This window comes from Actinomycetospora sp. CA-084318 (assembly GCF_050955885.1).
In the GTDB taxonomy this organism is placed as follows: Bacteria; Actinomycetota; Actinomycetes; order Mycobacteriales; family Pseudonocardiaceae; genus Actinomycetospora.
In genome coordinates this window covers 4522792-4540765 of record NZ_CP192098.1, presented here as the reverse complement: position 1 = coordinate 4540765, position 17974 = coordinate 4522792, and the positions used below count along the sequence as shown (strand labels likewise).

The 17974-nt window shown below is 73.1% G+C and carries 16 protein-coding genes; 6 read left to right on the top strand and 10 right to left on the bottom strand.

The annotated features are described in order from the left end of the window. Position 1 precedes the first annotated feature (1 nt). The gene (locus tag ACQPYX_RS22240) at positions 2–691 is read right to left on the bottom strand and encodes a transketolase (RefSeq protein ID WP_433799448.1); all 690 of its coding nucleotides are present in this window, start codon (positions 689–691) and stop codon (positions 2–4) included. A 98-nt stretch (positions 692–789) separates the two neighbouring features. Beyond that, complete coding sequence (locus tag ACQPYX_RS22235; protein WP_433799447.1) at positions 790–1530, bottom strand: AIM24 family protein; 741 nt, start codon at positions 1528–1530, stop codon at positions 790–792. A 153-nt stretch (positions 1531–1683) separates the two neighbouring features. On the opposite strand from ACQPYX_RS22235, the gene ACQPYX_RS22230 reads away from it, so the two are divergent. Then, positions 1684–1977: a DUF2087 domain-containing protein gene (locus ACQPYX_RS22230; protein WP_433799446.1), complete on the top strand. Its 294-nt coding sequence runs from the start codon at positions 1684–1686 to the stop codon at positions 1975–1977. 58 nt (positions 1978–2035) lie between these two features. Here the strand turns inward: ACQPYX_RS22230 and ACQPYX_RS22225 are convergent, their stop codons facing one another. Beyond that, the gene (locus ACQPYX_RS22225; protein WP_433799445.1) at positions 2036–4597 is read right to left on the bottom strand and encodes a class F sortase; all 2562 of its coding nucleotides are present in this window, start codon (positions 4595–4597) and stop codon (positions 2036–2038) included. A gap of 140 nt (positions 4598–4737) precedes the next feature. On the opposite strand from ACQPYX_RS22225, the gene ACQPYX_RS22220 reads away from it, so the two are divergent. Beyond that, the gene (locus ACQPYX_RS22220) at positions 4738–5865 is read left to right on the top strand and encodes a CaiB/BaiF CoA transferase family protein (RefSeq protein ID WP_433799444.1); all 1128 of its coding nucleotides are present in this window, start codon (positions 4738–4740) and stop codon (positions 5863–5865) included. 72 nt (positions 5866–5937) lie between these two features. Here ACQPYX_RS22220 and ACQPYX_RS22215 read toward each other — a convergent pair whose 3' ends face one another. Both ACQPYX_RS22215 and ACQPYX_RS22210 read right to left on the bottom strand, forming a co-directional pair. Continuing rightward, on the bottom strand, positions 5938–6222 hold the full coding sequence (locus ACQPYX_RS22215; protein WP_433799443.1) for a hypothetical protein: 285 nt from the start codon (positions 6220–6222) through the stop codon (positions 5938–5940). Between the two features lie 13 nt (positions 6223–6235). Further along, positions 6236–7897, bottom strand: coding sequence for a sodium:solute symporter family protein (locus ACQPYX_RS22210; protein WP_433799442.1), 1662 nt, complete (start codon positions 7895–7897; stop codon positions 6236–6238). Positions 7898–8014: 117 nt separating this feature from the next. Here ACQPYX_RS22210 and ACQPYX_RS22205 point away from each other — a divergent pair, with 117 nt between their 5' ends. From ACQPYX_RS22205 to ACQPYX_RS22190, 4 genes are read left to right on the top strand one after another with little or no spacing between them, the layout of a single operon-like run. Beyond that, entirely contained in the window at positions 8015–8170 is a 156-nt protein-coding gene (locus ACQPYX_RS22205) for a hypothetical protein (RefSeq protein ID WP_433799441.1), read from the top strand. After that, on the top strand, positions 8167–9159 hold the full coding sequence (galT, locus tag ACQPYX_RS22200) for a galactose-1-phosphate uridylyltransferase (protein ID WP_433799440.1): 993 nt from the start codon (positions 8167–8169) through the stop codon (positions 9157–9159). Before ACQPYX_RS22205 ends, galT begins: the two co-directional genes overlap by 4 nt. Beyond that, the gene (galK, locus tag ACQPYX_RS22195; protein WP_433799439.1) at positions 9156–10265 is read left to right on the top strand and encodes a galactokinase; all 1110 of its coding nucleotides are present in this window, start codon (positions 9156–9158) and stop codon (positions 10263–10265) included. Before galT ends, galK begins: the two co-directional genes overlap by 4 nt. A 42-nt stretch (positions 10266–10307) precedes the next feature. After that, positions 10308–11282: a LacI family DNA-binding transcriptional regulator gene (locus ACQPYX_RS22190; protein WP_433799438.1), complete on the top strand. Its 975-nt coding sequence runs from the start codon at positions 10308–10310 to the stop codon at positions 11280–11282. Between the two features lie 61 nt (positions 11283–11343). Here ACQPYX_RS22190 and ACQPYX_RS22185 read toward each other — a convergent pair whose 3' ends face one another. The 5 genes from ACQPYX_RS22185 to ileS all read right to left on the bottom strand — a co-directional run bounded on the left by ACQPYX_RS22185 (position 11344) and on the right by ileS (position 17955). Continuing rightward, the gene (locus ACQPYX_RS22185; protein WP_433799437.1) at positions 11344–12063 is read right to left on the bottom strand and encodes a DUF899 domain-containing protein; all 720 of its coding nucleotides are present in this window, start codon (positions 12061–12063) and stop codon (positions 11344–11346) included. A 41-nt stretch (positions 12064–12104) separates the two neighbouring features. Then, a complete protein-coding gene (locus tag ACQPYX_RS22180; protein WP_433799436.1) occupies positions 12105–12968 on the bottom strand; it encodes a Vgb family protein in 864 nt (287 codons plus the stop codon). A gap of 4 nt (positions 12969–12972) precedes the next feature. Next, positions 12973–13386: a VOC family protein gene (locus ACQPYX_RS22175; protein ID WP_433799435.1), complete on the bottom strand. Its 414-nt coding sequence runs from the start codon at positions 13384–13386 to the stop codon at positions 12973–12975. A 79-nt stretch (positions 13387–13465) separates the two neighbouring features. Then, positions 13466–14542, bottom strand: coding sequence for an IS110 family transposase (locus ACQPYX_RS22170; RefSeq protein WP_433799434.1), 1077 nt, complete (start codon positions 14540–14542; stop codon positions 13466–13468). A 287-nt stretch (positions 14543–14829) separates the two neighbouring features. After that, positions 14830–17955, bottom strand: a complete 3126-nt coding sequence (gene ileS, locus ACQPYX_RS22165; protein ID WP_433799433.1) for an isoleucine--tRNA ligase — start codon at positions 17953–17955, stop codon at positions 14830–14832. Positions 17956–17974: the final 19 nt, after the last annotated feature.

Here is a 17974-nt window from a genome sequence, read left to right as displayed (position 1 = left end):
GTCATCCCTTCGGCTCGACGACGGCGACGACCGCGAGGGGCCGGTCGTCGTGCGCGGCGGTGAGGGCGGTCTCCAGGACGTCGTGGTCGCGGCCGTCGACGGTGATCGCGCGCCAGCCCTCGACGAGGAACAGCTCGGCGAGATCGCCGCGGTGGGTGGCCGACGCGTTGTCGACGACGACCGCCGTCAGGTTCGCCATCCCGGAGCGCCCCGCGTAGGCGATCGCCTCGTGGTTGGAGCCCTCGTCGAGCTCGGCGTCACCGACGAGGACGAACACCCGCGGCGTCGTCAGGTTCCGCAGCCGCAGGCCGAGCGCGGTCCCGACGGCGAGCGGGAGCCCGTGCCCGAGCGACCCCGACCCGATCTCGACGCCCGGCACGAGCACGCGGTCGGGGTGCAGGCCGAGCCGGGAGCCGGGTCGTGCCCAGGTCGCGAGCTCGGCCTCGTCGAGGAACCCGTGGGCGGCGAGCACGGCGTAGTACGCCATCGGCCCGTGGCCCTTGGAGAGCAGGAACCGGTCGCGCACCGGGTCCTCGGGGTGGGCGGGGTCGACGCGCAGCACGCGGTCGTAGAGCACGTGCAGCACGTCCAGGGTGGAGGTGGCCGCGGCCGAGTGCTTCTCGTCGCCGGTCATCAGCGACATCAGCCGGTACAGCTCGGCCGGGTCGGTGGGAGGTCGCACGGTGGTCATGACGACGACCGTGCAACCTCCACGTCAGTTGAGGTCAAGGTGGCTTCGCCTCGTGAGTACTGGTGACGGCGATACCCGTCACACGTACTCACGGGTGCTCACCGGAACAGACCCCCGAGCGCGCCGCCGACACCGGCCTCCTGGCCGCTGCCCTGACCGGCCATCATGTCGAGCGGGACCTCCTCGCACGGCTGGACGATGACGAAGCCGCGGCCGCCGAAGGCCATCGTGTACGCCTCGCCGGTGGTGCGGCCCATCAGCGTCTTCAGCCCGAACTGCTCGGCGCGGTGCACCCCGACCTGCAGGCCGGCCGACCACGCGATCGCCGCCTGCGGGTCCGCGTAGGTCGGGGCGTCGACGGTGAGCACCACGGGCGTGCCCTTGCAGGTGATCGCGAGCCGGCCCTGGCCGCGGAAGACGCAGTTGAACAGGCCCGCCCCGCCCATCGACCCGGCGCCGGACACCATCTGGATGTCATAGGACAGGGAGGAGTCGAACGCGAGCACGTTCTTGCCGTTGATGGTGAGCGCGTCGTTCGGGCCCTCGAGGTCGATGAGGTGCACGTCGGACGCGGCGTTGGCGAGGAACACGTCGCCGCGGCCGGTCACCTTCATCAGCGGGACGCCCTCGCCGGTGAGCTTCTGCTTGAGGAAGTTGCCGATCCCGCCGGAGCCCTTGGCCTCGAACCGCACGTCGCCCTGGTAGGCGACCATCGACCCCTGCCGGGCCATGGCCTCGCCGTTGAGCTCGATCTTGAGCATCTTCGAGTTCTGCAGCCGCAGTCCCGGCTGGGCCGACTCCTGCTCCTGGTTCTCGGGGGCGAAGAGGTTGCTGCGCACGGCCGTCTCCTGGTCACTCGGGGTGAGATGCTGCCCGGTGTCCGGGCGAGATCATCCTCGCGGCGGACACGAACGGACAACGAGGGGGACAACCCCCAGAGTTCCCCGGGAAACCCCTCGCGCGCGTCTCGGGGTCGCCCGGAGACTTACCGCGTGGACGACGTGACCCGCACGCTCTCGACGTTCCTGCCGGGCGGCCGGCTGGACCGGCTGCCGGCGCGCTGGGAACGGAAGCGGATCGTGCTCCGCCACGTCGCCGAGACCCGCTTCGACCCGGATTCGGTCTACACCGAGCGCGAGGTCGACGACGTCCTCGCCGCACTCTGCGACGGCGGCAGCGCCGACCGCGTCACCGTGCGGCGGCTGTTGGTCGACCTGCACCTCCTGCGGCGCGAACACGGCCGCTACTGGGTCGACGCGGAGACCTTCGACCTCGTCGGGCCGTGATCATCGAGCACCCTCGGACGGCCGGATCGTCGTCCGGCCGCCGAGGGTGCTCGCCCGGTCAGCGGGGCGAGGCGAAGACGATGACGTTGTCCTCGTAGGAGCGCACGGTGCGGTCGAACGGCCCGCCGCAGGTGACCAGCCGCAGCGACGGACCCGCCGTCGGGCCGTAGACCGCCTGCGTGGGGAAGGCGTCCTTGTCGACGGTCTCCACCCGGTCCACCGCGAACCGCGCGACGGTGCCGTCGCTGCGCGGCACGTCGATCGGGTCGCCCGGCTTCAGGTCCTTGAGGTTCCAGAACACGCCCGGCCCGCGCCACGAGTCGACGTGGCCGACCAGCACCGCCGGCCCGGTGTCCCCGGGCGTCGAGCCGAACCAGCCGACGTCGTGCGGGGTGGCCGGCGCCTGCAGCTCGCCGTCCCGGTCGAGTCCGAGGGTTCCGATCTCGGGGGCGTCGATCCCCGCCGCCGGCACCACGAGGCCCGACGGCCGCACCGGGCTGGTCGGGGCGCCCCACCCGGGGAGGTCCGGCGCGGCCGGAGCCGCCGGAGCGCCGAGGGCGGCGCCGTCGGCGAAGGAGGTCGCCATCCCGCCGAAGCCGGCCGGCACGCCACCCTTCGGGGTCGGCCGTGCAGTCGTTCCCGACGACGGCGCGGTGCCGGTGGGCGGGGTGGTGGTCGTCGACGGGGCCGGGGTGGTCGTGGGCGGGGCCGAGGTGGTGGTGGGCGGGACCGTGGTCGTGGGCGCCGGGGTGGTCGGGGCCGGCGTGCTCGGCTGCGCCGGGGCAGCCGGCGGTGCCGCCTGGGCGGGAGCGGGCGCCGGGGCCTGGGGTGCGGGCGCCTGCGGAGCCGGGGCCTGGGGCGCCGCGGGAGCCGGCGAGGCCGGGGCGGGCGCGGGCGACTGGGCCTGCGGGGCGGCAGGTGACTGCGGAGCCGCGGGCGACTGCGGGGCGGCGGGTGACTGCGGGGCGGCGGGGGACTGCGGGGCGGCGGGCGACTGCGGAGCGGCCGGGGCCTGGGGTGCGGCGGGGGACTGCGGGGCCACCGGCGACTGCGGAGCCGCGGGTGCCTGCGGGGCGGCCGGCGACTGCGGGGCGGCGGCCGGCGAGAACAGGTCGGCGGCGTCGGGGACGGCGGTGACGGTGAGGGCGCCCTGTGCGTCGCGGGACACGACGACCGTGTTCACCGAGGTGCTCGAGACCGGGAGGGTCGCGGTGGCGGTGCGGCCCGACGTCGTCGTGACGTCCATCGTCCAGCTCCGGGAGTCGACCTCCGCGTACGGGGAACCGGCCCCGTAGAAGACGTTGGTCGCGATCGGCCCGCCGCCCTGGGCGGTGACGCTGATCGGGCCGACCCCGTCGGCGGCGGAGATGACGCGGACGTAGGCCTTGCCGGGGGTGGCGAGCTGGGTGCCGTCGGAGAGGACCTCGGCCTGCGGGGTGCCGTCCGGGCCGACGTCGACGAACGCCGCCGTCTGGGCGGTCCGTGCCCCGACCTCGACGTTGGCGGTCAGGGCCGGCGCGGACGTCGGGGCCGCCCCGGCGGGGCGGGCGGACAGCGTGTACGTGCCGGGAGCGGCGGTGAGGTAGTTCGAGAGCGTGCGGTAGGTGACGTCCGAGGCCACCTTCGTCTCCGGCAGCCCCGGACCGCTGACGTACATGTCGACCGCGCCGGTCGAGGGGGAGAGGTGCGCGACGCGCAGCACACCCTGGTTCCCGGTCGGCGGCGCGGTGAGCTGCGCCGGCAGCAGCGGGGTCATGAACGCCGCGGGCACCACCGTGAGCGGGACCAGGGACGGGGACGGCGGCGGGTTGAGCGCCGCGACGAGCGGGGAGACGGTCCGGATCGGCAGCGTCGGCGCGGCGAGCGCGACCGGCGGGACGGCCGTCGTGGCGCCGACCGAGACCGAGGGCAGCTGCACCCCGGAGGACGACACCGAGGTCGATCCGACGCCGACCGACGGCAGCGAGACGGGACCGGCCTGCGTGGATCCCACCGACACCGAGGGCAGCTGGGCGCCGGAGGACGACGCCGTCGTGGACCCGACGCCGACCGACGGCAACGAGACGGGACCGGCCTGGGTCGAGCCGGCCGACACCGACGGCAGCTGCGCTCCGGAGGGCGACACCTCGGTGCTACCGAGGCCGAGCGACGGCGTCGAGACGGGGCCGACCGTCGCAGAGGGGACCGTCACCGCGGGGAGCTGCAGGGTCGGGCTCTGCGACGCCGGGGGCGTGACCGTGAGCTCGCGCAGCACCCGGCCGGTCGAGGACGAGCCCGACGAGGACGACGAGGAGGAGTCCTTCGACGACGTGGAGGAGGTGCTCCCCTCCGACGAGGACGACGACCTCTCGGAGGACTCCTTCGACGAGGAGGACTCCTTCGACGAGGAGGACTCCTTCGACGAGGAGGACGACGAGCCACCGGTCAGCTCCCGCACGAGCCCGGACAGCCCGCCGGACCCGCCCGACCCGCCGTCGGACCCCGAGGAGTCCTCGTCGGCGACGGTGAGCACCGGGCCCGAGGCGAGCACCGTGGGGGGTGGGGCCTGCGAACACACCGCCACGCCGATGCCGAGGGTGGACACCACCGCCAGTGCGGTCGCCGTGCTCGCGGCCTTCATCCGTCACTCCCGAGGTCACTGGTCCGAACAGGTGTCACTCATTCGTGGAAACGACCTCGGACGGTTCGCGTGACGCGGAACAGGTGCGTGACGCGGACGACGCCGCGCACCGAGCGGTCGGGGCGGGCACGATCGTCGTCATGGTCGAGACCCGGGCCCTCCCGCTGGACGGCATCCTCGTCGTGTCCTGCGAGCAGGCGGTGGCCGCTCCGCTGGCGACCCGCCACCTCGCCGACCTCGGCGCCCGGGTGATCAAGGTCGAACGGCCCGGTCGGGGCGACTTCGCGCGCGACTACGACACGACGGTGAACGGCCTCTCCAGCCACTTCGTCTGGCTGAACCGGTCGAAGGAGTCGGTGACGGCCGACCTCAAGGACGCCGAGCAGCTCGGCCGCGTGCGGGAGCTGATCGCGCAGGCCGACGTCTTCGTGCAGAACTTCGCCCCGGGCGCGGCCGAACGCCTCGGTCTCGGCGCCGCGGACCTGCGGCGCGAGCACCCGCGGCTGATCCACTGCAGCATCTCGGGCTACGGCTCGTCGGGGCCCTACCGCGACGCCAAGGCCTACGACGCGCTGATCCAGGCCGAGACCGGGCTCGTCTCCGTCACCGGCACCGAGGAGTTCCCGGCGAAGGCGGGCATCCCCGCGGCCGACATCGGCGCCGGCATGTACGCCTTCTCCGGCATCCTCGGCGCGCTCTACGACCGCGAGCGCACGGGGGAGGGCACCACCTTCGAGGTCAGCCTGTTCGACGCGCTGAGCGAGTGGATGGGCTTCCCGCTGCACTACGCCGCGGGCAGCGGGACGGCGCCCGTCCGGGCGGGGACCAGCCACGCCGCGATCGCGCCCTACGGCTCCTTCGCCGCCGGGGACGGGCAGGAGGTCGTGCTGTCCGTCCAGAACGACCGCGAGTGGCGACGCTTCTGCCAGGTCGTGCTCGGTGACGCGACGGTCGCGGACGACCCGCGCTTCGTCACGAACTCCGACCGCATCGAGCACCGCCCGGCCCTGCACGAGGCGATCGACGCGGTCCTGCGCGATCTCACCGGTGACCAGTTCGTCGAGCGCCTCGAGGCGGCGGGGATCGCGAACGCCCGCCGCCGCACGCTCGACCAGGTGCTGACGCACCCGCAGCACGAGGAGCGCGGCCGGTTCGTCGAGGTCGGCACGCCCCGCGGCCCGATCCGCACGCTGCTGCCGCCCATCACGTTCCTCGACGGGCGGCAGCCGCGCATGGACCCGGTTCCCGACGTCGGGCCGCAGGTCTAGGTCGCCGCCACGAGCGAGCGGCACTCTCGCAGCATCTATCCGCGCGAAAGTGCCGCTCGCTCGGAACGGGACTCAGTCGACGGACTCCTCGACGTCGATGCCCAGCGGACGAGTGAGGCCCCAGACCAGGAAGATCGCGGCCACGACGAGCAGGCCGATCCCGGTCCACAGGTTGATCGAGAGGCCCGCGGCCCGGGCGAGCTGCTCGGGCCCGTCGAGCAGGCCGCGGATCACCAGGACGACCCCGTAGACGCCCATGAGGGCGCCGATGACGTAGCGCAGGTCGAACAGTCGCTGCATGCGGCTGCCGGTCTCGACCGTGGTCTGCGGCCGACCGGGCTGCACCGGTTCGCTCATGATGACCTCCCGCTCAGGCGAAGACGATGTTGAGGACGACGGTCAGCGCGAGGGCGAGACCGCCCAGCAGCACCGGCTTGCGGTACCAGACGCGCTCCTTGGGCTGGCGCAGCGTCGGGACCACACCGTCGGGGCCGGGCACGCCGTAGACGATGCCCGCGAGGCGCTCCGGCTCGGGCTTCGCGGTGGCCAGCGAGACCACCACGGTGACCACCACGTCGACGACGAACGCGGCGCCGGCCTGGTAGAAGCTCGTCGCGATGCCGGAGCCGAAGTCGACGACGCCCGCCTCCGCGAGGACGAACACGAGCGTGCCGGCGAGGACACCGGTGAGCAGGCCGGTGAAGCCGCCCCAGCCGCTCGTGCGCTTCCAGAACATGCCGAGGATGAAGGTCGCGAAGATCGGGGCGTTGAAGATCCCGAACAGCGACTGCAGGTAGGTCATGATGTTGTTGAAGTCGGCGGCGAGCAGCGCGGTGAAGATCGCGATGACGACGCCGACGGCCGTGACCACCCGGCCCGCGTTGAGGTAGTAGCGGTCGCTGCGGCCCTTCGCGAGATAGGGCTGGAGCAGGTCGTAGGTGACCACCGTGTTCAACGAGGACACGTTCGCCGCCACGCCCGCCATGAACGAGGCGAACAGGCCGGTCAGGGCGATGCCGAGGACGCCCTCGGGGAGCAGCTGGCCGATCAGCGCCGGGATGGCGTCGTTGTACTCGAGGCCGCCGGCGGCGTCGTTGCCGAAGTTCGGGATGGCGACGAGCGCGACGAGGCCGGGGATGATCGTCACGGCGGGGATCAGGATCTTCGGGAAGGCCGCGATGAGCGGGGTGCGCTGGCTGGCCGACCGGTCCTTCGCCGAGAGCGCGCGCTGGATCTCGGCGAAGTTCGTCGTCCAGTAGCCGAAGGAGAGCACGAAGCCGAGGCCGAGGACGATCGAGATCCAGTTCGCGCCGATCGGGTTCGTGACGTCGCCGATCCCGGTGCCCTGCCAGGCGTGCAGGCCGCCCTCGCCGAGCGCGGAGGCCGTCACCTTGTCGGCCAGCGCGGAGAAGCCGCCGACGTGGCGGACGGCGACGATCGCGAGCGGGATGAGTCCGGCGAGGATGACGAAGAACTGCAGCACCTCGCCGTAGATCGCCGACCCGAGCCCGCCGAAGCCGATGTAGACGAGCACCACGGCGGCCGAGACGACGATGCCGAGGAACTCCGGCCACCCCAGCAGGGCGTTCAGCACGATCGCGAGCGCGTACAGGTTCACGCCCGCGATCAGCACCGACGCGACCGCGAAGACGATCGCGTTGAGCACGTGGGTGTAGTTGCCGAACCGCAGCTTGAGGAACTCCGGCACCGACCGGACCTTGGAGCGGTAGTAGAACGGCATCATCACGATGCCGAGGAAGACCATCGCCGGGACGGCGCCGATCCAGTAGTAGTGCACGGTCGCGACGCCGTACTCGGCGCCGTTGGCGGCCATGCCGATGATCTCCGTCGCGCCCAGGTTGGCGGCGACGAAGGCGAGACCGGTGACCCAGGCGGGCAGCGAGCGGCCGGCGAGCAGGAAGTCGGCGCTGGTGCCGACGGCCCGGCGCGCGACCACGCCGATGCCCAGCACGACGACGAAGTAGAGGGCCAGGAGGGTGTAGTCCAGCCATCCTGGGGTCAGGCGCAGCATCGCGACCTCTCGGGCGGTCCGGGGTTCCGTGAAGGTTCCCGTGAACGTTATCGTTAGCTGGCGCACACTGTGCGTCCGGAGTCGCCGGACGTCAAGAGGGCATGAAGGGACGGGCGGATGACGGGCGAGGACGATCAGCGGAGGCCCACGGCCGACAGCGCGGCCGGCGCCGGGGCCGCGTACGGCACGATGCCCGGGCTCGTCGTCGAACCGGAGACCCTGCCCGACGGCCGGTCGATCACCTACTTCACGGCGGGGGACTCGCGCCGGTGAGCGAACGCCGCTACGACCCCACCCACGACGAGTGGGTCACCTTCGCCACCCACCGGCAGGACCGCACCTACAAGCCGGCCACCGCGGACTGCCCGCTCTGCCCCACGCACCCGGGCGGCCCGGAGACCGAGATCCCGCGCGAGCACTTCGAGATCGCGGTGTTCGACAACCGCTTCCCGTCGCTGTCGACGACCCCGCCGGCCCCCGACGTCGCGGGCACCGACCTCGTCCCGGTCGAGCCCGCGTACGGCCACTGCGAGGTGGTCGTGTTCACCGACGACCACGAGGCGACGCTGGCCTCGGTCGGGGAGCGCCGCATCCGGCTGCTCGTCGACGCGTGGGCGCACCGCTTCCGCGCGCTGGCCGCGGACCCGAGGATCGGCTACGTGCTGCCGTTCGAGAACAAGGGCGAGGCCGTGGGTGTGACGCTGCACCACCCGCACGGCCAGATCTACGCCTACCCCGACGTCCCGCCGCGACCCGCCCGCGAGCAGCGCGCGGCCCGCCACCACCGCGACCGCACGGGCCGGTGCGTGTTCTGCGACGTCGTGGCGCAGGAGCGGGGCGGGCCGCGCGTCGTCGTCGAGGGGAGGCACTTCCTCGCCGCGGTGCCGCCGTGGGCGCGCTTCCCCTACGAGGTCGACGTCTGGGCGCACGACCACGTCGGCACGCTGCCCGAGCTCGACGCCGCGGCGCGCGACGACCTCGCGCGCGTCCTCGCCCGGGTGCTCGCGGGCTACGACGAGTACTTCGGCTTCCGGACGTCCTACCTGCTCGGCGTCCACTCGGCGCCGGTGAACGTTCCCGACGACGAGCGCGGGCTCGGCCACCTGCACCTCGAGATCTGCCCGCCCCACCGCGGCGGCGGGAAGCTCAAGTACCTGGCCGGCTCCGAGACGTTCGGGGGTGCGTTCCTCACCGACGTCGCCCCGGAGGTCGCCGGGCCGCGGCTGCGCGACGCCGCCGAGCGGGCGACGGTGCCGGCGTGAGCGGGGTCGACCGGGTCCTGGCGGCCTTCCGCGACGCCCACGGCCGCGACCCCGAGGGCGTGTTCTCCGCGCCCGGCCGGGTCAACCTCATCGGCGAGCACACCGACCACAACGAGGGTCACGTGCTGCCCTTCGCCATCGACCGGCGCACCTTCGTCGCGGCGGCCCGGCGCGACGACGACCGGGTCACGGTCCGCTCGGACGACCCGGGAACCGAGGCGACCGAGCTCGTCGTCGGGAAGCTCGTCGCGGCCACCGGGTGGAGCGCCTACCCGCTCGGGACGCTGTGGGCGCTCGGGGTCGGGACGGGCTGGGACCTCGTCGTGCACGGCGAGGTCCCGCTGGGCGCCGGGCTCTCGAGCTCGGCGGCGCTGGAGAGCGCCGTCGCGCTCGCGGTGAGCGAGCTGGCCGGGCTCGGGCTCGACCGGGTCGCGCTCGCCGCGGCCGGGCGGCGGGCGGAGAACGAGGTGGTGGGCGCGCCGGTCGGGATCATGGACCAGGCGGCGTCGCTGCTCTGCCGCGAGGGATCGGCGCTGCTGCTCGACTGTCGCTCGATGGCGACCGAGGACGTCGCGCTCGGCTTCGAGGCGGCGGACCTGTCGGTGCTGGTCATCGACTCGCGGGTGCGCCACGACCTGGCCGACGGCGGGTACGCCGACCGCCGCGCCGCGTGCGTCGCGGCCGCCGAGGCGCTCGGGGTGCCGGCGCTGCGCGACGCGACCCTCCCCGCCGTCGAGAACCTTCCCGAGGGCGCTCCCCGGCGGCGGGCGCGGCACGTGGTCACCGAGGAGGCGCGGGTGCACGAGACCGTGGCGCTGGTGCGGGCGGGGCGGCCGCGTGAGGTCGGCGCGCTGCTCTCCGCCTCGCACGCCTCGCTGCGCAACGACTACGAGGTGTCGGTCCCCGAGGTCGACGCGATCGTCGGGGCGGCCGTCGGCGCGGGCGCCCTGGGGGCCCGGATCATGGGCGGTGGGTTCGGTGGATCGGTGATCGCGCTGGTGCCGGCCGACCGGGTCGGGGCGGTCGGGGAGGCCTGCCGGGCGCTGGAGCCGGAGCCGACCGTCCGGGAGGTCGCCCCGGCTCCGGGCGCGCGGCGCGATGTCTGACATGCCCCGTCGCTCCGCTCGCCTCGCCTAAGGTCCACGATCATGGACTCCGGCCGGTCGGTGCGGGTGACGATCGACGACGTCGCCCGGGCCGCCGGCGTCTCCCGGCAGACCGTGTCGCGGGCGATGAACGACAAGGGCGACATCAGCGAGGCCACCCGCCGCAAGGTGCTCGCGACGATCGAGGAGCTGGACTACCGGCCGTCGGCGTTCGCGCGCGGGATGCGGACGCAGCGGGCCGGGACGGTCGCGCTCGTGCTGCCTGACATCGCCAACCCGTTCTTCCCCGCCGTCGCCCGCGGCGTGTTCGACGCGGCCGCCGCGCGCGGTCTCGCCGTGGTCGTGCACAACACCGACGCGGACGCCGACGCGGAGGCCGAGGCCGGCCGCGCGATCGTCGACGCCGGCGCGGCCGGGGCGATCGGGTTCTTCGAGGCCCTCGACGACCCCGCGCTCGCGGCGCTGGGGCGACGGGTCCCGCTCGTGGTGGCCGACCGCCCTGCGCCCGACGAGGCCGTGGCCACCGTCCGCACCGACTTCCGCGCCGGGACCCGGCTGGCCTGCGAGCACCTGGCGGCGCGCGGGCACACCCGGCTCGGGATGCTCGACGGGGCCGTGGAGAACAAGCCCGAACGACGCCGGGCGTTCCTCGAGACGAACCCCGACGACCACGTGGTCGCCGCCCCGCCGACCGTCGCCGGCGGAGCCGCGGCCCTGCGCAGCCTGCTGGCCCGGCACCCCGGGATCACCGGCGTCTTCGCGTTCAACGACCTGCTCGCCATCGGGGCGGTCCAGGCACTGCGGGCGGCCGGACGTCGGGCCGGAGAGCAGATCGGGGTGGTCGGGTACGACGACATCACGATGGCCGCCCTGCTCGACCCGGCGCTGACCACGGTGCACACCGACAAGTACGAGCTCGGCCGCACGCTCGTCGAGGTGCTGGCCCACCGGCTCGACGGGCACCCGGCCGAGCACCGGGTGCTGGCGCCACGGCTCGTGGTCCGGGGGAGTGCCTGACGGCCCGTGAGTACTCATCCGTGTCCTGGCACGGACTAGTACTCACCGGGCGGAGCCACCTCTAGTCGAAGACCGGGATGCCGGCGCGGACGGCGTCGGCGCGGCCCTGCGGCTCCTCCCAGTCCTCCTGGCGGCCGAGCGCGGTGAGGTCGAGGTAGGCGAACGAGCCGCCGAACCACTCCGCGGCGCGGGCGTACGACGAGTAGGTGTGGAACACGCGGTCGTCCACGCGCAGGAAGGCCGAGAAGCCCGGCAGCTCCTGGGTCCCCTCCGCGCCCTCCCAGGTCGGGGCGTCGCGGTAGTTGTAGTGCATCGTCTCGCCGGACACGTCGACGGTGACCCCGAAGTCGACGTTGAAGGTGGAGCCGAAGGACGAGTACCAGGGGATGCTCCAGCCGACCTTCTCCTTCCAGGCGGCGAGCTTCGCGTAGGGCGCGCGGGAGACGAAGACCTGCTCGGTGTCGCGGCTGCGCAGGTGCTCGCGGGTCCCGGGCGACCACTCCCGGATGCCGGCCGAGCAGCTCGGGCACATCTCGTCCCACGCCGGGTCGAACATGACGTGGTTGACCACGAGCTGCCGATACCCGCCGAACAGCTGCCCGAGGGAGACCTCGCCTTCGGGCCCAATGAACCGGTAGTCCTGCGTCACCTCCACCATCGGCAGTTCCCGACGACGGGTGTTGAGCGCGTCGCGCGCCCGCGTGTGCGCCTTCTCCGCCTCGAGGAGCTCACGGCGCGCCTTCAGCCAGGTGTCACGGTCGGTGATCTGCGGGAGGCTCATGGCGACCACCGTGACATACCGGACTACGAAGCGGCAATGGGTCAGTTCGGATTCAGGACCACGACCGCGCCGCTGTCGCACGCCACCCACAGCTCGTCGTCGCGGACCAGCAGGCCGTGCGGGTGGTCGTCGGGGGCGAGGCCGTCGAGGGCCCGGACGGTGCCGGTCCCGGTGAGGTGCGCCAGGCCGCTGGAGCCCCACAGCGAGACCACGCAGCCGTCCGCGGCCGCGACGACGTCGTGCGGCTTCGCCTCCCGGTCGGGCAGGTCGTGCTCGGTGAGCCGGCCGTCGAGGTCCAGCCGCCCGACCCGCCCGGCGAGGATCTCGACGAACCACAGCCCACCGGCGTCGGCGGCGATCCCGACCGGGCCACACCCGTCGTCGGGAAGGTGGGTCAGCTCGACCTCCCCGGACGCCGGGTCGAGGCGTGCGAGCGCACCGACCCGGTTGAGCGTGCACCAGACGGCGCCGTCGGGGCCGGCGGTGATCATCGCGGGCATTCCGGCCACCGGGAGGGGGTGCAGGGTGACCTCCTCGGTCGTCGGGTCGATCCGCCCGACCGCCTCGGCCTCGATCGCGGTGAACCAGGCGGCGCCGTCGGGGCCGGCGGTGACGCCGTACGGGCCGGTGCCCGCGCCGGTGTCGACGCCGTGCCAGGTGCCGTCGACGAGCCGGTCGACGCGGTGGTCGCCGGTCCGCGTGCACCAGAGGCTGCCGTCGGGTGTGGTGGTGAAGCGCGAGGGGCGGGAGGTGGGGGCGTCGAGGTCGTGGACGGTGACCTCGTCGCCGCGGAGGCGGGCGAGGCGGCCGGAGTACACGAGCGACGCCCAGACGTCCCCGGCCGCGTCGAGGCCGAGGGCGTAGGGCCCGTCGTCGGGAACGCCCACGGCGATGCGTCGTGCCATCGGGTCAGACTGCCCGATGACAGACCGCTTCCAGGTTGACGCCGTCCGGGGTGCGGACGAATGCGCCGTAGTAGTCCGCGTGGTACTCGGGCTGCATCGCCGGACCACGCAGGGTGGTGGCGCCGGCGGCGAGCGCCGCGGCGTGGAAGGCGTCCACCGTGGCGTGGTCGGGGGCCGTGAACGCGAGGTGGGTGTCGTCGTCGTAGGAGGGCGCGCGGTCGGACGCGACGACCCAGAAGAACGGCTTCGGGTGGACGCCGAACGCCTGCATCGCCTTCTGCCCGGGCGTGGCCGGCACCGTGATCAGCGGCTCGATCCCCAGGGGGGCGAGCGCGGCGGTGTGGAAGGCCGTCGCCCGGGCGAGGTCGGTGACGGGGAGGTTGAGGTGGTCGATCCGCGAACCCTCGAAGCTGCTCATGCTGCGGAGGGTGGCAGCGCGACCGGTCACGGAGTGGCCGCTTCAGGGGCACTCCGTCCGAGCGAACGTTGCTCCTATGTCAAGCGGCGGCTCGTTCGTGATCGTGGACTGTGGGTTGTAGGAGGTTGTAGACGACTCGGGCAAGGCGCCGTTTGAGGGCTCGGATGGCGTCCTTGTCCTGGTCGGAGCCGGCGATGCGTCGTTGGTAGTAGGCATGGCCGAGGCTGTCGGGCATGCGGGCTTGGGTGCGGGCGATGCGGTGGAGTGCGGCGTTGAGTTGCCGGTTCCCGCCGCGGGCCAGGCGGTGACGGTCGCTGCGACCGGACGAGGCCGGGACGGGGGCGACGCCGGCGTGCATGGCGTAGCAGGCCTCGGAGCGGAACCGGGTGATGTTCGCGGTCTCCCCGAGAATCTTCGCGGCGGTCAGCGCGGCGCAGCCGTCGAGGTCGAGCAGCTGCGGCGCCAGCGCCTGCGTGCGCGCGGTGATCTCGCGTTCCAGGGCCCGGATCCGGACGGTGACCCGGCGGATGTCGCCGATCAGTTCGGCGGCGAGCTCGGCGGCCAGCCCGGTGTGGGCCTCGGCGAGGTGAGCGGTGAGCCAGTCCAGCCGGCGCAGGCTGCCCAAGCCGCGGGCGGGCAGGTGCAGTTCGGGGTCGAGTCCGTGCAGGTGCCAGCGCAGCCGGTTGACCTTGGCGGTGCGCTCACCGAGCAGGCTCTCCCGATGGTCGACCAGCAGCTTGAGCTCCCGGGACTCCGGGTCGTGCTCGGCGACGGGCAGGTCGGGCTCGCGGAGCGCCGCGCGGGCCACCGCCAGCGCGTCGATCGGGTCGGACTTGCCGCGGGTGCGCGCCGAGGCCCGGGTGCCGGCCATCAACTTCGGGGGCACCCGCACCACCCGCGCCCCGGTCGCGAGCAGCGCCCGCTCCAGGCGGGTGGAGACATGCCGACAGTCCTCCACCGCCCAACACACCCCGCCGGTCTCGCCGGGCTTGCTGCCGGTGAGCTGGGTGGCCTGGGCGCGAGCCCAGACGGTCAGCTCGAGATGACCGGCGTCGGTGGCCTTGACGGTCTTGCTGGCCTGCCGGGCGCCGACCTGGTCGACCATGACCGCGGTGTGCGACCCCTTGTGGACATCGACTCCGACTGTGAGGACCATCGAACGGTCTCCCTTTCGCCTGGGTGACAAACAGGCTGGGGCCGGTCGGCGGACACACCTCAGTGGGGGCGATGCCACGCTCCTATCAAGTCACGCCGGCCGGTCCTGGCCGCTGGTGCTCGGCACAACGTTCGAGTTGCCACCACGAAGGGGGCAGGCACTCTCCGAGCCAGAACACCAGCGACCAGGATCCCAGCACCGCCATCAGCGGCACCACCGACACTGACACTGAGGCACTCTCGCAGCATCTCTGTGCGCGACAGTGCCGTTCGTTCGGATCGGGCGGGTCAGGAGGAGGCGACCCGCGCCCACACCGTGAGACCGAGGTCCTCCGACGCCTGGGCCGACAGCTCGCCCGGACCCCCGCCCTCGGTCAACGACGACACGAGGCATTCGGTGGCCAGCGTGTCGGCCCCGTTCCGGATCGCCGTCGCCGTGTCGGCGCGCGTGGCCGACCACCACAGCTCGATCCGGTCGGAGACCTCGAAGCCCAGGCGCTTGCGGGCGTCCTGCACGAAGCGCAGCACGTCGCGCAGCAGACCCGCCTCGCGCAGCTCGTCGGTCAGCTCGGTGTCGAGGCCGACCGACAGGCCGCCCTCGGAGCGCACCGCCCAGCCCTCGCGCGGGGTCTCCGAGATCACGATCTCGTCGCCCGACAGCTCCACCGGCGCACCGTCGACCGTCACCGTCAGCACGCCGTCCACCGGCGCGTCGGTCGAGGCCTTCACGGCGTCGGCCACGGTCGGCGTCTGCTTGCCGAACCGCTTGCCCAGCGCGCGGTAGTTCGGCTTCACGTCGAGCTGCACGAGCTCCGACCCGGCCGGCTCGACCACTGCGACGTTGAGCTCCTCGGCGATCTCGGCCAGTAGCTCCGCGCCGAGCGAGGAGAAGCCGGGCGCGGAGACGACGGCGCGCGACAACGGCTGGCGCGTGCGCACCCCCGACGCGGCGCGGGTCGACCGGCCGAGCTCCACCACGCGGCGGACGAGGTCCATCTCCGACCGCAGCGACCCGTCGTCGGGAAGGGCGTCCGTGACCGGCCACGGCGCGAGGTGCACCGAGTCCGGCGTGCCCTCGGGCAGGCCGGAGCCGCCCTCGCCCTGCAGCAGCGTCCACAGGTAGTCGGTGGCGAACGGCGTGAACGGCGCCATGAGCCGGCTGACCGTCTCGACGCACTCGTGCAGCGTCGCGAGGGCGGCCGGGTCGCCGTCCCAGAAGCGGCGGCGCGAACGGCGGACGTACCAGTTCGACAGGTCGTCGATGAAGGCGACGATCGCGCGGCCGGCGCGGGAGGAGTCGAAGTCGTCGAGCGCGGCGGTGACCTCGGTGACGCACCCGCGCAGCTCGCCGAGGGCCCAGCGGTCCATCACGTGGGTGGCTGCGGGGGCGTCCGAGGACGGCGTCCAGCCCGCCGCGTTCGCGTACGTGACCAGGAACGACGCGGTGTTCCAGTAGGTCAGCAGGACCTTCCGGACGATCTCGCGCAGCGTGTCGTGCCCGACCCGCCGGTCCACCCACGGCGAACCCTGGGCGAGCATCAGCCAGCGGACGGCGTCGGCGCCGTGGGTGGAGAACAGCTCGAACGGGTCGAGGATGTTGCCCAGGTGCTTCGACATCTTGCGGCCGTGCTCGTCGAGCAGCAGGCCCAGGCAGACGACGTTCTCGTAGGACGACCGGTCGAACACCAGCGTCCCGACCGCCATCAGCGAGTAGAACCACCCGCGGGTCTGGTCGATCGCCTCGCAAATGTACTGCGCGGGGTAGGCCTGCTCGAAGTCGGCCTCGTGGTGGTGCGGCGCGCCCCACTGGGCGAACGGCATCGCGCCGGAGTCGTACCAGACGTCGATGACGTCGGGGACCCGCCGCATCGTGCCCGTGCCGCTCGGGGCGGGGAAGGTGACGTCGTCGACGTAGGGGCGGTGCGGGTCGAGCGCGCTCAGGTCCTGCCCGGCGTGCTGCCCCAGTTCGGCGAGCGAGCCGACGACGACGACCTCGCTCGGGTCCGCGTCGTTGCGCCAGATCGGCAGCGGGGTGCCCCAGTAGCGCTTGCGCGAGAGCGCCCAGTCGACGTTGTTCTCCAGCCAGGCGCCGTACCGGCCGTGCTTGATGTGCGGCGGGTACCAGTTCGTCGCCTCGTTCTGGGCGAGCAGCTCCTCGCGGATCGCGGTGGTCCGGATGAACCACGACGGGAGCGCGTAGTAGATCAGCGGCGTGTGGCAGCGCCAGCAGTGCGGATAGGAGTGCTCGTAGGACTCGGCGCGGAACATCACGCCGCGGGCCTCGAGGTCGGCGATCAGCGTCGGGTCGGCGGCCTTGAAGAACATCCCGCCGACGAGGGGCACGTCGTCGAGGAAGTGGCCGTTCGAGCCGATCGGGTTGACCATCTCGAGGCCCTCGTTCTTCGCGACGAGGTGGTCCTCGGCGCCGAAGGCGGGGGCCATGTGGACCAGGCCGGTGCCGGCGTCGGTGGTGACGTGGTCGCCGTGGACGATCCGGAAGGCGTCGCCGAAACGGTCGCCCGCGAGGAGCTCGAACGGCCGCGTGTAGTGCGAGCCGATGAGCTCGGCCCCGGTCAGCCTCGCTTCGACCGTCGTCTGCTCGCCGAGCACCGTGCCCACGAGGTCCTCGGCCAGCACGAGGTCGTCGTCGCCGTGGCGCACCCGGACGTAGACCACCGACCGCTCCACCGCGACCGCCGTGTTCGACGGCAGGGTCCACGGCGTCGTCGTCCACACCAGCATGTCCGCGCCGGCCCACGGGCCGTCGGTGAGCGGGAAACGGACGTAGACGCTGGGGTCGACGTCGTCCTCGTAGCCCTGCGCGACCTCGTGGTCCGACAGCGGCGTCTCGTCGCGCGGGCAGTACGGCGTCACGCGGTGGTCCTCGACGAGCAGGCCCTTGTCGAAGATCGTCTTGAGCGACCACCAGACGCTCTCGACGTAGCGCGGGGCCATCGTCATGTACGCCTCGTCGAGGTCGCACCAGTAGCCCATGCGCTCGGTCATCGCGGCGAAGGCGGAGACGTTCTTCAGGGCCGACTCGCGGCAGGCCGCGTTGAACTCCGCGATCCCGTACCGCTCGATGTCGCCCTTGCTCGTGAAGCCGAGCTCCTTCTCGACGGCGAGCTCCACCGGCAGGCCGTGGCAGTCCCAGCCCGCGCGTCGTGGCACGTGGTAGCCGCGCATCGTCTTGAAGCGCGGGAACAGGTCCTTGAAGGCGCGGGCCTCGACGTGGTGGGTGCCGGGCGTGCCGTTCGCGGTCGGTGGGCCCTCGTAGAAGATCCACGGCTCGCCCTGGGCGGTCTGCTCGAGGGACCGGTTGAACACGTCGCGCTTGTCCCAGCGCTCGAGAATCTCCTGCTCGATCGCCGGCAGGTCGACGCTGGCGGGCAGGGGGGCGAAGCTCGGACTCACCGGTCCAGCGTACTCAGCG